Source organism: Thalassorhabdus alkalitolerans (genome assembly GCF_042656525.1).
GTDB classification, from domain to species: Bacteria; Bacillota; Bacilli; order Bacillales; family Marinococcaceae; genus Thalassorhabdus; species Thalassorhabdus alkalitolerans.
Genome location: NZ_JBHSOZ010000003.1, coordinates 1,255,488 through 1,270,045 on the forward strand (window position 1 = coordinate 1,255,488; position 14,558 = coordinate 1,270,045).

Genomic DNA, 14,558 nt, shown 5'->3' on the forward strand with positions numbered 1-14,558 from the left:
AGAGGACTAATCCGGCTTCTTCTCAAAGGAAGCCGGATTTTTCTCGTCTGTTACAAAGAACCTCCACTTATAGACGGTACCAGTCCTTCTTTGGCAGCTCTACCTAATAAAGCTCTTACAGCAGCATACCCTTCTTCTCCTAAGTCTTCAGTAAACTTGTTTACATATAAGTCAATGTGCTGTTTTGCTACTTCAGCAGACATTTCCTGAGCATGCTCCATAACATATGCATCAGACTCAGCAGGATTGGACCAGGCGTACTGTACCGATTTTCTGATCCATTTTGTTACGTCATCCACGTTAAGGGAACGCCGGGCAATAATCGCTCCTAAGGGAATTGGCAGCCCAGTATCCTTTTCCCACCACTCTCCTAAGTCTGCCATCAAGCATAAATTGTAGTGTTGATATGTAAACCTGGCTTCATGTATCACAAGCCCGGCATCAATTTTCCCATCTCGGACTGCTGGCATAATTTCATTAAAAGGAAGGACCACAATTTCTCCCAATCCATCTGGGACGTTTTGCGCGGCCCATAAACGAAATAGCAAATAAGCTGTCGATCTCTCACTGGGAACAGCAACTTTTTTTCCAGAAAGGGAAGCGGGGTTTTCACTTTGGTCTTTCAACAAAACGAGAGGTCCACACCCTCTTCCCAGAGCACCCCCGCAAGGAATCAGATTGTAATCGTCTAATACCCATGGGAGGGCTCCAAAGGAAATCTTCATAATCTCAGGCCCTTCCTTATTCATAGCCCACTGGTTTGTTTTATCAATATCAGCGTATGTAACATTAAGCTTTGGTGCCTCAGGCAGTAATCCATGAGCCCAGGCATGAAATACAAATGTATCATTTGGACACGATGAGTATGCAATATTCATTTTAGAAAAGCCTCCTTTAAAACTGCGCCAGCTGTCTCTAAGGAAGAGAGCGCTCCTTTTATATCCCAGGCCTCTCTGTTTCTTGGCCCAACTTCATTAGAAATAGAGCGGATTTCAAGAATTGGTATGCCCCTTTGCGCGGCAGCAGTAGCTGCCCCGAACCCTTCCATTGCTTCAGCTGCAGCATTAGGATAACGTCTCCTCAGTACCTCTTCTTTCTGTTTCGTTCCCGTAACGGTCGCAGAAGTTAAAACAGCACCCCGGTATACTGGAACCTGCCTATGGTTAAAGCAAAGGGCAAGGTCTTCCGATATAGCACGATCGGCTTCTATGGAAGAAGTACCAAGGCCTAAGTCATCAAGGCTTAAAAACGTATCCTCGGTTTCCGCCCCCATATCGGAAGCTATTAACTCTGTCGCTACAACAATAGACCGGACCGGCGCTCTCCCTTTAAAGCCGCCTGCAATACCCATCACTACTACATAATCATATGGGTGGGCGGCAATAGCTTCCGCAGTACTTGCCGCTGCGGCCATAGGGCCGACCCCTCCTGTAATGACGGTAAATTTTCCGGTATTTTGAAGCCCTCGTTTTACTGCCTCTTTTTCAGCCTCTACAGAGGTAACGATAAGAACATGCTTATCTTCTATCCTTGATTGATTCTTTTGTTGTTTCTGTTTCATAAAGCGACCTCCACTGGCAGCCTATTAGGTAAGTATTTTTCCCATTCAATCATACCATGTCTTTGAGCTGGTCTCTAATTCCTGAAACAGTTTCTTACCCGTTCCATCGTTAATTGTTAACCTTTTAAATTTAATGGTTAACATTATTTAACTTATCTTGTATGATAGGAAGAAAAGGCAGGTGAAACTATGAGGCAAAGGACAAAGTCACCTCTCTATCAGACTATCAATAATGAGTTAGAAGACATAGCAAAACAGTCACTAACAAGAAGTCTTGTTTCTCATAAACCGTTAGAAAAGGGGTGGATACGAAGAAATGGTAAACTAATGCTTAACTTTTCGTCTAATGACTATTTAGGTTTAGCCGGCCATCCTGAAGTAAAACAAGGTGCTTTACAAGCCATTCATGATTATGGAGCCAGTGCTTCCTCCTCTCGTCTCATCGTGGGCAGCCACCCACTTTATGAAGAAACTGAACAAGCTATTACATCATGGAAGCAACGTGATTCTGCTTTAATTGTACATAACGGCTACACTGCAAATGTAGGGGCTATATCTGCGCTTGCTTCCAGAAATGCCGTTGTCTACAGTGACAAGTTAAATCACGCTAGTATCATTGACGGCATTGTTTTAAGCAGAGCAAAGAAAAGACGTTATAACCACAATGACATGAACCATCTTGAAAGCCTTTTAAAAAAAGACAAAGATATAGAAAACAAGATTATTATTACAGACAGCCTTTTCAGCATGGATGGTGATTTTGCCCCGTTAGAGGACATAGTTACGTTAAAAAAACATTACGGAGCATTTTTAATTGTTGATGAAGCACACAGCAGCGGTATATACGGACCTTTTGGCCGGGGTTACTCCTACCAGCAAAAGGTGGACGAGGAAATCGACCTGTTTGTAGGGACTTGCGGAAAAGCCTTAGGTTCATTCGGGGCATATGTGGTGGCGGATCAGATTGTGATTCAGTACCTGGTAAATAAAATGAGAAGTTTTATTTTTTCTACCGGCCTCCCTCCTTCTGTTCTTGGAGCCATTCAGGCTTCTATAACTCTAGTGCAGAAAGATGAAGAAAGACGCAGGAACCTGCTTCAAAAAAGCAAGCTGGTACGAAGCATACTAACTGAAGCAGGCTTTAATACCTGTTTATCTGATTCTCATATTGTTCCTATCCTGACAGGAGACAATGAAACCACCCTCACCTTCAGTTCTTTGCTTATGGAAGAAGGAATATCTGCTGTTGCTATCCGACCTCCTACCGTTCCCCCTGGGGAAGCAAGAATACGTTTAAGCACTATGGCTGTTCACAGTGATGAAGATTTGATAAGCGCATGCCAGGTCATAAAAAGAATTGGAAAAGAACTCGGGGTGATAACATGAGTTCTGCTTTTATCTTTTTAACAGGATGGGCTATGAACGAGACAATTTGGGAGCCTCTTCTTCCTTTCCTGCCGAAAAAGGTTCATATAGAGTACCTTTCCTGGTTTCATCTTTCCTCTGTCGAGGATATTGACCAGAGAGTTGAAGAAACACTGCAAAAATTCGACTCTGTTACTCTTATTGCTTGGTCATTAGGCTCAATTGCAGCCCTCGAGGCAGCTTCAAAGAAAGTTGGCAATATAGAAAACATGTATCTTTTTAGCGCAACGCCCCGATTCACAAAGGATTCTGCAGCCAATGTTTCTTATGGATGGAGTAATCGCTCGGTTGAAAAAATGAGAGACAGTCTAACAGCAAATGCAGACACTGTCCTTGAGTCCTTTCACCGGAAAATGTTTTCAAGAACCGATAAAGAAAAACATTCCTTAGATTCCTTTTTCAAGCAGCAAACTCAACGAAACAAGCCTCTAACGGATTTGAAGATCGGACTTGATTATTTACTTGAAAAAGACGTAAGAGAAAAGCTTCACTGCATACATGTTCCCGTCCACATTATTCATGGAAAATACGACAGGATTATACCAATAGAAGCTGGCATCAACCTGGCAGGTCATTTACCTGATGGTACATTTCACGAATTAGAGTGCGGCCACTTACCTTTTTTCTCATTACCAGAGACGTCAGCTAAGATTATTACTTGTACCAGTGAGGTCGTGTCATGATAAATAAAACACTTGTAAAAAAAAGATTTTCCGACAAAGCAGCAACCTATAATGACCATGCAATCGTACAAAGAAAAATGGCCAATCATCTTCTTGATTATTGTGAGAACCAACTGGAAAAACAACCTCTTTCCATTTTAGAAATTGGCTCTGGGACAGGCACCATGACAAAAAAGCTTGCAAATGTGTATCCTGACGCTTCAATTGATGCTGTCGATCTGGCTCCAGGAATGGTTGAGACAGCAAAAAGGTATGTTACCAATGATAATGTTTCCTTTCATTGTGCAGATTTTGAAGAGTTCACTTTTGAAAACACCTATGACTTAGTTATTTCGAATGCCGCTTTTCAATGGTTCAATTACCTTCCGGAAACTCTCGTTAAAACGTGCAGGCATGTAAATGAGGGAGGCTTATTTCTTTTTTCCACCTTCGGCTCCTCTACCTTTTGTGAACTGAACCAAGCTGTGAAATGGGCAGTTGAACGACTTTCTTATAACAAAAGAGTGAAGGTCAGCCAGGATTTTTATTCATTACAGGATCTCTTTGCTATGTTAGAGGCCGGTATAGATAAAGAACATTTCTCCTTCCACGGAACAGAAGAAAGGCACGTTGAGCTTTTTCCTGATGTAAAAGCGTTCTTGAAAAGTGTAAAAGAAATCGGTGCATCAAACAGCAACAGCCACCATTACAGTCAATCCATTTCTTTGTTTAAAGAAATGATTGAGACATACAATGACAATTTCCTAACTGAGGATCAAAGAATTCCAGCTACCTATCATTCTCTTTACCTTTATGTGACAAGGGAACTTTAAAACCTTGAAACCAATATTTATATCTTCATTGTCAACCAATTTCATATTAAGGTTTACATTCAGGGAGGAACGCCAATGAATGCGAATGGTTTTTTTGTAACAGGGACAGACACAGAAGTAGGGAAAACAATCGTTACCTGTCTTCTTTATCAATTACTGCATGAAAGAGGCTTCAATGTTGTGCCTTTTAAGCCAATACAAACGGGTACGATTTCCCAGGATGAAGGACACTCTCTTGCTCCTGACGTGGAGATGTATAAAAAATCAGGTGTGAGAGAGGCCAGCAGCAATCTTTCAGCCTATCTTTTTGAACCACCCTGTTCTCCTCATCTTGCCAGCAGGCTAGTCGGTACAACAATCGATTTCCCAGTCATATTTGAGATGATGAGAAATCTTTCTCGTACCTACAACTCGATTCTTATGGAAGGAGCAGGCGGCCTGTCGGTCCCTATAAATGAACAGAAAGACATGGCCGATTTAGCCAAAGAAGCCGGTTTCCCTCTTCTCATTGTAGCTCGTCCTAATTTAGGGACCATAAACCATACACTGCAGACGATCTATTATGCAAAATCAAAAGGCCTGAGAATAGCGGGGGTTATATTCTCCAATGTCCCTGCTGAAAAAACTTTTATAGAAGAAGAAAACATTCGATACATTCAGCAGTTTGCCCCGGTGCTGGGATCGATCCCGAAAGTCCGCGAGATAGAAGAAAAAATTGGCTCTGCCGATTTACTTGCAACACTGGCCCCTTTTATTGAAACAGAAAAATTAGTAAACATACTGAGAGGTGAAAACAATTGGTTAACCCAGACAAACTAATTGAGATGAGCAAGGAATATTTGTGGCTTCCTTTTACCCAAATGAAAGATTACGAGCAGGATCCATTAATCATTAAAGAAGGAGAAGGTGTAAAGCTAACAGATATATACGGAAAAGAATACTACGACGGATACTCTTCCCTATGGGTTAATGTTCATGGTCATAAGAAACAGGAAATTGATCAGGCCATTAAAGACCAGCTTGATTCCATTGCACACTCTACCCTGCTAGGTGCCTCGAACGTTCCTGCAACATTACTGGCAGAAAAATTAATAGCTCTCTCTCCTACTAACTTAAAAAGGGTGTTTTATTCTGACAGCGGAGCAGAAGCTATTGAAATTGCCTTAAAGATGGCCTTTCAATATTGGTACAACCAGGGGAATGGCAAGAAAACTAAATTTGTAACTTTTACTAACGGTTATCATGGCGATACAGTGGGTGCAATTAGTGTAGGGGCTGTGGACCTTTTTCACAAAATATATAATCCATTGATGTTTAACAGCTTGAAAGTACCCTTTCCTGATGCATATCGTCATCCTAGCGGAAATGGTGGCGAAGCGATGAAAGATTCCCTGCAGGCTCTCAGAGATACTTTCGAAAACCATCATAAAGAAATTGCCGGCCTCATCATGGAATCGAAAATTCAAGGAGCAGGCGGCATGAAAATTATGCCTGAAGGTTTCTATAAGGAAGTGGAACGCCTTTGCCGGGAATATAACGTATTATTAATTGTTGATGAGGTAGCCACAGGGTTTGGCAGAACAGGAAAAATGTTTGCTGTAGAGCACGAGAACATCAAGCCTGACATTATGACGGTTGCAAAAGGAATAACCGGGGGCTACCTTCCAATTGCCGCAACCTTAACAACAGAAAAAGTTCATCAGGCTTTTTATGATGATTACACGAAATTAAAGACTCTTTTTCACGGTCATTCTTATACTGGAAACCAGCTTGGCTGTGCCGCAGCTCTGGCTAACTTAGAACTGTTTGAAAAAGAAAACATCGTGGATAGTGTGCGGAAAAAAGCAGAGGTGTTATCAGAAACATTACAACCTATAGAACAGCTCCCTCATACAGGGGATGTACGTCAGCTGGGCTTTATGGTGGGAATTGAACTAGTAAAGGACAAACAAACGAAAGAATCTTTTCCTTTTGAAGACAGAATAGCTTATCAAACAACATTAACGATGAGAAAAAATGGCATGCTGTCTCGTCCTCTTGGTGACACGCTGATCTTTATGCCGCCTCTTTGTGCATCGGAACAAGAAGTAAAAGAAATGACAGCGATCATACACCAATCTATCGAAGAAACTATATTTAATAAGTCAGAAATGAGTTGAGTTCATATATAAGTGGGTCACATCTCTTCGGCTTCATTGTGATATTTATCTTGCCAAAAGAAGACTTTGGCATGCTCAACTAAAAAGAAGGGATGGTGTTCAAAAGTAAAGCTTTTGAGCACCATCCCTTCTTAAATGATAATTAATAATCCTTAGTTAGTGTTTACTTTTTCAATCTCTCTCTTCCATTTGGATAAGCTATCAATCATTTCAAGAAAGTGGTGGTTAAATGGATATGCAGACGCTACTGTTTCTAACTCTTTTTCATTTAATCCTTTTATTTCCCGTTCCAGCTCATTTAAATTATCAATTGAACAATTTAATAACTTAATTACATCCTCCACGAACTGTCACCTCTCTCAATCTATAGTGTGAATATAAGGAAAGTGAGTTCATAAGTAATTTCTAACTGTCTTTCTTCTGGGGGGGCAATGTTCATTTCATCTGGCCTATTACTCGACCCGCCTTTACTCTAACTCTATCAAATCATCACCCTCATTAATAAAATCACCTTCTTGCTTAAGAAGCTTCTTAACCACTCCATCTTTATCAGCAGCAATAGGAATTTCCATTTTCATTGATTCTAAAATGGCAACCTCTTCTCCTGCTTTGACTTGATCCCCTTCCCCGACTAATACCTTCCACAAGTTCCCTGCCATATCTGCTTTAATGCTGCTCATAACAATCCTCCCTGCCTATGTAAAGGCTTTCATTATTTTCGAATCTAATCTCACTTTGTACTCTCCTCTTATGACTGTAGACTGAACAATCGTTCAGGTTGGTGGTAAATAAAAACCATTTCTTACATGTACAAGGAGATATTTATCTTTACTCACTATATCATAATATTAAGAAAATTTCATTATCAAATTTGGGAAATATCTGAAATCAAAACAGGAACTACTAGTACTCTCCTGTCATGAAGGGGTTGTCCCACAGTGACGCTGCAATTTTTTCAAATGACTTTCAGATGAAGCTTTCCAACGGCTAAAAGAAACCATAAATAGGAAAGATATGAAGCTTGAACGGATGCCGCACTTTTGACTTTAGGTAAAAGCTCATTGTATTTCAGCTGAAAAAATTTTGGGACAGCCCGCTATCCAATTGTTTAAACCAATTTATGCAGCAATAAATTAACCTGCATCTTTGTATACTCTTCCAGGGTGCACGTTTTTCGAAGAGCCCACCGTCTGAAGGTCCACATTTGCCCGCTGACAATAATGTTATGAGCAAGGAGCCAGCACTCTTTATCGGAAAGGGAAATCCCGCCTGCTTCCCTAACGTTTAATATCGTTTCTTCAATAATTTTTGTTAACTCCTCGTCCTTTTTAAGAACATAAGGAAGAGCATTTTTGGGGAGAGATTTTGTTTCCTGGTACATCACCAGCACCTCGTCCTGCATTTCATCCATCACTTTAAATAAAGAAGAAATAACCTCTTCCAGTGAATCAATGCCATTTCCGCCTTTCGTCAAACTGGCCTCAAGGCGATCGCGAACTTCTTCAAAGATTGAATCACATACTAGATATAAAATATCTTCTTTTCTTCCTATGTATTCATAAAGTGTCCCAATACTAAAGCCTGCTTCCCTGGCAATCTCTCTTGTTGTAATCCTGTCAAAACCTTTCTTTTTCAGTAACACGACAGCCGCATTAACCATTTGTTCTCTTCTTCGCTTAACAAGGTGCTGATCTTTTACAATAGATGGAACCAGGTTTTTCTCCATCTCTTTCACCTCTCCTCTACTTTCTTATACAAAAAGATTTTCATAACATTCGCCCTTTTTCATTTACTTACTTTATCACTTGTGTCTGAAAATTACGAGCAGTGGTTATTAATTTTTTGGGTCCTGTTAAAGGCGAATGTAAAATTTTTTAGTCATTTTATTGTAGATAAAAGAGCAGTTGGAGCAAGTACATAGCATGAAGCAGCCAGAGTTCATTTTCCTCTTCAAAAAAGAGACTGTCAGCAAAATTACTTTTGTGACAGTCTCTCTTTGAACACTCTGATTAATGACTTTTGATATAGAATTTATTTTGAAAATACGTGATTGCCGATTGTTTTTGTCTCTTCTCTTGTTGCATTCCATAAGTTTGTTGCTGTTTGAGGATTGTAGAAGAATAAAGAACCATGCCCTTGCCCACTATTGTTCAACGCCTCTTCTACTGCTCTCTCTGCAGTGTCTGTAGGGACCTGGTTAATTGATCCGTTTTGAACAGGCGTAAATTGTCCTTGCTCATGAATGACGCCTTGAATAGTATTTGGGAACTTAGAGCTTTCTACGCGATTAAGTACCACCTCAGCCACAGCTACTTGACCTTCATATGGCTCACCGGTTGCTTCAGCTGTAACTAACTGGGATAACAAACGCTTATCTTCCTCACTGGCAGTACCACTATATTCATTTGCTGATGGGCTATGATCCTGTTCATTGTCAGTCGAAGGAATTTGCAAGGATTCACCAACATGGATCATGCTCTCACTTTTATTATTCGTATTCTTAATTTCCTCGACACTTACATCATGATTGTTTGCAATGGACCAGAGCGTATCACCGCTTTGCACTGTATGCGAACTTGATGCCTCCGTTTCGTTTGCACCAAAGATTATAACAGCCATAGACACAGAAAGAGCTCCTACCCACTTACGCATTAAATAAAACCTCCAATAAATGTAATGATGTAATGTAACACGATGCTTATCTTAACAATCAGTCCTCATCTCTTCAACAAGGAAGCAAAAGATAGAGCTCTCTGGAAAAGAAGAAGAATGGAGTGCCTCGATGATTGGTTGGAGTCTGTCCCTAGCCCACGAAGAAAGAATCTTAAGCCAGTCTATAGAGCAGAAACAAAATAAAAAATATATAAAGCACTCTCTTTTTAATTTTAGAGAGTGCTTTATATATTTTTTATTTTGTAAGTGAAAATTTATTAATTGTCTTCTGCATATCTTCAGAAACTTGTCTTAAATTCTCAGCTGAAGCATTGATTTCCTCCATTGAAGCGCTTTGCTCTTCTGTAGCCGCAGCTACTTGCTCCACCTCTTGTGCGGTGTGGCTGACGCCCTCTTCTGCTTTTTGAATACTTTCTAAAGATCTGCCAGTCTTCCCTACAACCTCTCTTAGTAAGGAGGTTACTTTGTTTACATGCGTATTTATCAACGTCACAGCCTCTTCTATACTGTTGAATTCTTTACCCGTGTGAACGGTGGTTGTCTGGCACTCTTCCACATGTTTATTGTTTACTTCGATAGCCTTGACTGAGTTTTCAACCCCTCCCTGAATATCGCCGATTAATGCTCTGATTTCCTTAGCCGAATCGCTGGACTGTTCTGCTAATTTCCTCACTTCATCAGCTACAACAGCAAATCCTTTTCCTTGTTCACCTGCTCTTGCCGCTTCAATAGCTGCGTTTAATGCCAGGAGATTTGTTTGGTCTGCTATATCAGTAATAATAGTTATAATATAATTAATCTGAGCGGATTTATCTTTCAGTTGTTCCATTTCTTTGCTTGTAGAAATAGCCGTCTCCTGTAGATTTTTCATTTGTTTTTCAAGGGTTCTCACCATTTCTTTTCCCGTTTCTGTGTTGGCGTTGGCGTTTGTATTTGATTGCCGGACAGCTATCATTTCTCTATTCAGCTGGTCAATGGTATTACTAATTTCATTCATAATTCCAGAATTTGTTCTGCTGGCCGCTATTTGTTCTCCGGCATAATCACTTACCTCCTGTATCGAGGAGGAGATCAGTTCTGAGGCACGCGTGTTTTCATTTGTCGCAGCATTAAGCTCCTGTGCCATTGCTGAAACTTGTTCACCTGCTTCATTTACATTTTCGATAATAGAGCGTATAGACTGTTTCATCATGTTTACTTGCGTTCCAAGAGAACCTATTTCATCCCTTCTTGTTATTCTTAGCTCTTTTTTGCTCAATACTCCATTTGCTATTTCCGTTAGCTCTTTTTCTATTTCTTTTACAGGCCTGGAGATGCGGTTTGCAAAATAAAAAATAATTCCTCCACCCACAAGTGTAGAAATAGCAACCGTCAGCAGTAAAGCATGCAGGACTCCCTGAGCTCCTCCATTATAATCAACATAATAGGAGCCTGCTGCAACCACCCATCCCCACTCTTCGTCAAGACTGGAATAAATAATTTTAGGAGCAGCTTGCTCCGGGTTATCAGGGAGCGGCCAGTCATAAGAGACAAATCCGCCGCCGGCGACGGCCTCTTCAATAACATTTTGAATAAAAAAGGAGCCATCTTCTCCTTGTTCCCCCCAAATGTTATCCCCCTCTAACAATGGGTGGGCAAGCAGTGTCCCGCCCCTGTCTATTATGTAAAAATAACCATGTTCCCCAAGGTCAATTTGTTCTGTGATCTTGCGGCTCCCATCTTCCTGCAACACTCCGACCAGACTTTCCTTTACCATCTCCTGTGCCTCCTCTGAAGACAGTCCGCCGGCTTCCACATCACTTCGCACACTATTAATTAATTCCATGGCAAGATTAACATTGTTTTCTAAATTGATTTCGCCTGCTTGTGTAAGTTCAGCTTCTGCGGTTTTGTAGCTTACCCACCCTAAAATACTCATGGGAACGATTAATGTAACCAAACACAGTAATAGCAGCCTTCCTTTTAACCCCATTATTCTCCCTCCTTCAAAAAATATAGAATTTTCTAACTCCTTATATGCTTTATCGTCTTCTCTTTCTATAAGTTGAAGGCGTTTACAATAAAATAATGGGAGAGGTAATAGCAAGGAGAGAGGAAGTTTAGTGAAGTAGAAGAAATCGAACGCCCGCCGGAGGATAAAATTGTGAGCCAGAAGAGACAAAAAAATACCTCATTTCTGTCTTTTCCTATAGGAACTGGTAAAGGCGAATGTTGCATCAGTCACGTTATAGATTGTGTGAAACCCCTTCGGGAGAGGATGAGCAGAAGGTCCTGCAGGTTGAGTTTCCCGGGGAAGCTGAGGCTATGAGACCGTGAATGAAATGAAGAATGAATGGTTGCCCGTACTTGTACCTTTTAGTGCAAACGAGCGCTTTTTACAAAATTAACTATAAGATGTAACAAGCTTTACTAAAAAATAAAGTGGGAGACAAATAAATATATAAGTGCAACTGTCAGGTTGGGAACAGAAGCAGCTGCATGTACTTTCGCCGCCTCCCTTCTATCCTTTTTAACTCCGTACTCGGAAAAAAAGGATTCTTTGTTATCCTGCATAACCGAATCTAAATAAACAAAAAAAGCCAGGAACAAGCTCATAACACCCAAGGAACCTGATATATATATAAGGAAGTACCAACTGCCCGTGATCAGACTAAGAGTAAAAACGACAACTGCTGACAAAGACGCTATCATAAAGCTCAGTTTCATACTACACCCCCCTTGGATATGTTATTCTCTCTTGTCTGTATTCTTCCTTCTCACTTAGAAGATTCTAATCCATACAAAAAACGCTTAATCTCAATAAAGGATTAAGCGTTTTTTTTCTAGGAGCCAGCTTTTACATCTACTAACCTTGTGTATTTTGTGTTGTCGTATTGTTTTAGATTAATGACAAAACAAACGAGAGCCAGAATAGACAGGAGCAGAAACCCAAGCATATAGGTACCTGTTACGTCCTGGACCATTCCAAGCAGGATTGGCGGGAAAAACCCCCCAAGTCCTCCTGCCGCCCCGACAATTCCAGTTACCGCACCCGTTGATTTCGGGAACTTCTCTGGTACTAGTTTAAAGATCGCTCCGTTTCCTATCCCGCACATGAGGGCAATCAGCAAGCAGGCAGCCGTCATTAAAGCCATGTTTTCCAAGCCAAAAGTAAGTACTAATCCTCCTAATGTAATCCCTATAAATACAACCGTTATTGCTTTTCCAGCTCCAATTTTATCGCCTGCGTATCCACCAAAAGGACGAACAAGAGTCGCTAAAATTACAAAACCAGCTGCTCTGGCCCCTGCGTCGACGGCGCTAAGATCGTGGAGAGACATTAATAACGTCGGCAGATAAATACCAAAAGCTACGAATGCACCAAACGTTACGAAATAAAACAAAGAAAAAATAATACTGTCCTTATGCTTTAATACCGAAAGTGTCCCTGCTAATGTTTTCTTTTCAGCTGGCTTTGGGGTTTCGGGAGTCCAGCACCAAATCATGACGGCCATTATAACGATAGGAACAACCAGTATCCAAAAAGCCCATTGCACACCGTACACCACAGCGATGGTAGGCAAAGCGGCCCCGGCAAGAGCCGTTCCTATATTCCCCATTCCATTTATCCCTAATGCCGTGCCTTGCTTTTCTGTTGGAGTCCACTTTGCTACAAAGGTGATGGAAACTGCAAAACAAGCTCCAGACATACCTAAAAAGAACGCCCAAATTAACAAAGAGTAGTATGAATCGGCAAAACCAATGCCTATCAAGGGAATAATGGTAAAAATCAACAAAGCAGTGAAAACCTTTCTGCCCCCATGCTGATCAGTTAGAATTCCAAGGGGCACTCTCATAACAGACCCTAAGAGCACGGGGATTGCTACTAATACACTGGTCTGCGTTGCCGTTAATCCGTAAATCGTCTCAAATTGATTCGCTAAGGGCGATAAAGAAGCCCAAACAGTAAACGAGAAAACCATTGCAAGAGTTGTCAGTAATAATATTCTTCTGCTTATTTTCTGTTGTTCTTCCATACACTCTCACCCCAATACTATAGAAACTTTTTGCTGTATATAAAATACATATTTAAAATAAAATCCCGACAAATTTTATTTTATCGTTCCTTATGATGAATTTGGGTGATCATGTCATAAAACCTAACATGAATTTTTAACATGTGGAGTTTGGATGTGTATCATTGCTTCTTCCCTTTAAAACTGGCTGCACAGTATTTTAGTTCCTCCCCCACTCTTTTTCTCCTTATTTGTCAATATTATTCACCTTAAAACCTTTATAAATAATGCTTGATAGAACAAAATACGAATACTTCATTAAAATAAACGGGGTATATTCATGAAAACATTAAGCAAAAAAGCATTATTTATATATAACCCACAATCAGGAAAGAAAAAGAGACACAGTGCCTTTCCTTTTATTGTTGAAAGATTGACCCAATTAGGATACCAGCTTATGATTCACCAGTTAACTGACTTCCAAAATATTGAAACCCCCATTAAAGAAGCCTGCCAAAAGAAATGGGATGCGATATTTATTGCTGGTGGTGACGGGACAGTGAACAGCTCTCTTCAAACCCTGGCAACAGAACAGCATAGGCCGGTTATCGCCGTTATCCCTCTAGGAACCAGCAACGAATTTGCAAAATATATTGGTATGCCTTCACAAATGGAGGAGGTATTCCAAGTCATCAGAAATGGACAGACAAAGGCGATTGACATAGGCAAATTCGGTGATAAGTATTTCGCTAATATCGCTTCAGCTGGCTGGCTTTCTGATATCACTTATAAAACTCCCTCTTATCTGAAAGCTTACATTGGAGAATGGGCATATGTATTTTGTTTCTTAAAAACCTTTTTTATGTCTAAACAATCCCACCCCATCTCCATTAATCTTCCTTCGCAAGAACTGCTCTCAGACCTTTCATTATTTTTAATCATGAACGGAAATGGGGTGGGACCCTTTGAGCGCTTGATAAAAAGTAATAAAAACAGGGATGCCCACTTTCATCTCCTGACTTGTAAAGCTAGCAGCCGTGCGGCTTTACTGCTCGTTCTTCTTTGTGAGCTGTTACAGGTCCCTAATAAAGCGACCATTATTCAGCATACAACCATTCAAACTGGCTCCTTTACAATCCCTCAACAAATCAGCCTGAACTTGGATGGGGATGAACATCGAGTAAAAGATTTTCAGTTTACGGTTTTACCTCGTCATCTTCAAGTCTTCACTTCAGTTGGATAAATATCTT

Annotated in this window: 15 protein-coding genes; 6 read left to right on the forward strand and 9 right to left on the reverse strand. The window is 40.6% G+C overall.

Features of this window, described 5'->3' with window-relative positions:
* Positions 1-50: 50 nt before the first annotated feature.
* Both ACFPU1_RS08910 and ACFPU1_RS08915 read right to left on the reverse strand, forming a co-directional pair.
* A complete protein-coding gene (locus ACFPU1_RS08910; protein ID WP_385940250.1) occupies positions 51-878 on the reverse strand; it encodes a 1,4-dihydroxy-6-naphthoate synthase in 828 nt (275 codons plus the stop codon).
* Positions 875-1,561, reverse strand: coding sequence for a futalosine hydrolase (locus tag ACFPU1_RS08915; protein WP_385940252.1), 687 nt, complete (start codon positions 1,559-1,561; stop codon positions 875-877). The genes ACFPU1_RS08910 and ACFPU1_RS08915 overlap by 4 nt, the downstream gene beginning before the upstream one ends.
* A 189-nt stretch (positions 1,562-1,750) precedes the next feature.
* On the opposite strand from ACFPU1_RS08915, the gene bioF reads away from it, so the two are divergent.
* The 5 genes from bioF to bioA all read left to right on the forward strand — a co-directional run bounded on the left by bioF (position 1,751) and on the right by bioA (position 6,640).
* Positions 1,751-2,947, forward strand: coding sequence for an 8-amino-7-oxononanoate synthase (bioF, locus tag ACFPU1_RS08920; protein WP_385940254.1), 1,197 nt, complete (start codon positions 1,751-1,753; stop codon positions 2,945-2,947).
* A complete protein-coding gene (locus ACFPU1_RS08925) occupies positions 2,944-3,669 on the forward strand; it encodes an alpha/beta fold hydrolase (protein WP_385940256.1) in 726 nt (241 codons plus the stop codon). Before bioF ends, ACFPU1_RS08925 begins: the two co-directional genes overlap by 4 nt.
* The gene (gene bioC / locus ACFPU1_RS08930; RefSeq protein WP_385940258.1) at positions 3,666-4,481 is read left to right on the forward strand and encodes a malonyl-ACP O-methyltransferase BioC; all 816 of its coding nucleotides are present in this window, start codon (positions 3,666-3,668) and stop codon (positions 4,479-4,481) included. Before ACFPU1_RS08925 ends, bioC begins: the two co-directional genes overlap by 4 nt.
* A 75-nt stretch (positions 4,482-4,556) precedes the next feature.
* Positions 4,557-5,300, forward strand: coding sequence for a dethiobiotin synthase (gene bioD, locus ACFPU1_RS08935; RefSeq protein WP_385940260.1), 744 nt, complete (start codon positions 4,557-4,559; stop codon positions 5,298-5,300).
* A 5-nt stretch (positions 5,301-5,305) separates the two neighbouring features.
* Positions 5,306-6,640, forward strand: coding sequence for an adenosylmethionine--8-amino-7-oxononanoate transaminase (gene bioA / locus ACFPU1_RS08940; protein WP_385940507.1), 1,335 nt, complete (start codon positions 5,306-5,308; stop codon positions 6,638-6,640).
* A 152-nt stretch (positions 6,641-6,792) separates the two neighbouring features.
* On the opposite strand, the gene ACFPU1_RS08945 is transcribed toward bioA, so the two are convergent.
* The 7 genes from ACFPU1_RS08945 to ACFPU1_RS08975 form a co-directional block, all read right to left on the reverse strand.
* Complete coding sequence (locus ACFPU1_RS08945; protein WP_054636337.1) at positions 6,793-6,984, reverse strand: hypothetical protein; 192 nt, start codon at positions 6,982-6,984, stop codon at positions 6,793-6,795.
* Between the two features lie 123 nt (positions 6,985-7,107).
* Positions 7,108-7,320, reverse strand: coding sequence for an acetyl-CoA carboxylase biotin carboxyl carrier protein subunit (locus ACFPU1_RS08950; RefSeq protein ID WP_385940262.1), 213 nt, complete (start codon positions 7,318-7,320; stop codon positions 7,108-7,110).
* A gap of 428 nt (positions 7,321-7,748) precedes the next feature.
* Positions 7,749-8,366: a TetR/AcrR family transcriptional regulator gene (locus ACFPU1_RS08955; RefSeq protein ID WP_385940264.1), complete on the reverse strand. Its 618-nt coding sequence runs from the start codon at positions 8,364-8,366 to the stop codon at positions 7,749-7,751.
* A gap of 305 nt (positions 8,367-8,671) precedes the next feature.
* Positions 8,672-9,292, reverse strand: a complete 621-nt coding sequence (locus tag ACFPU1_RS08960; protein WP_054636336.1) for a cell wall hydrolase — start codon at positions 9,290-9,292, stop codon at positions 8,672-8,674.
* Between the two features lie 256 nt (positions 9,293-9,548).
* A complete protein-coding gene (locus ACFPU1_RS08965; RefSeq protein WP_385940267.1) occupies positions 9,549-11,285 on the reverse strand; it encodes a methyl-accepting chemotaxis protein in 1,737 nt (578 codons plus the stop codon).
* 437 nt (positions 11,286-11,722) lie between these two features.
* Entirely contained in the window at positions 11,723-12,019 is a 297-nt protein-coding gene (locus ACFPU1_RS08970) for a hypothetical protein (RefSeq protein ID WP_054636331.1), read from the reverse strand.
* A 116-nt stretch (positions 12,020-12,135) separates the two neighbouring features.
* Positions 12,136-13,329, reverse strand: a complete 1,194-nt coding sequence (locus tag ACFPU1_RS08975; protein WP_385940269.1) for an MFS transporter — start codon at positions 13,327-13,329, stop codon at positions 12,136-12,138.
* Between the two features lie 319 nt (positions 13,330-13,648).
* Between ACFPU1_RS08975 and ACFPU1_RS08980 the strand changes: the two genes are divergently transcribed.
* Positions 13,649-14,551, forward strand: coding sequence for a diacylglycerol/lipid kinase family protein (locus ACFPU1_RS08980; RefSeq protein WP_385940271.1), 903 nt, complete (start codon positions 13,649-13,651; stop codon positions 14,549-14,551).
* Positions 14,552-14,558: the final 7 nt, after the last annotated feature.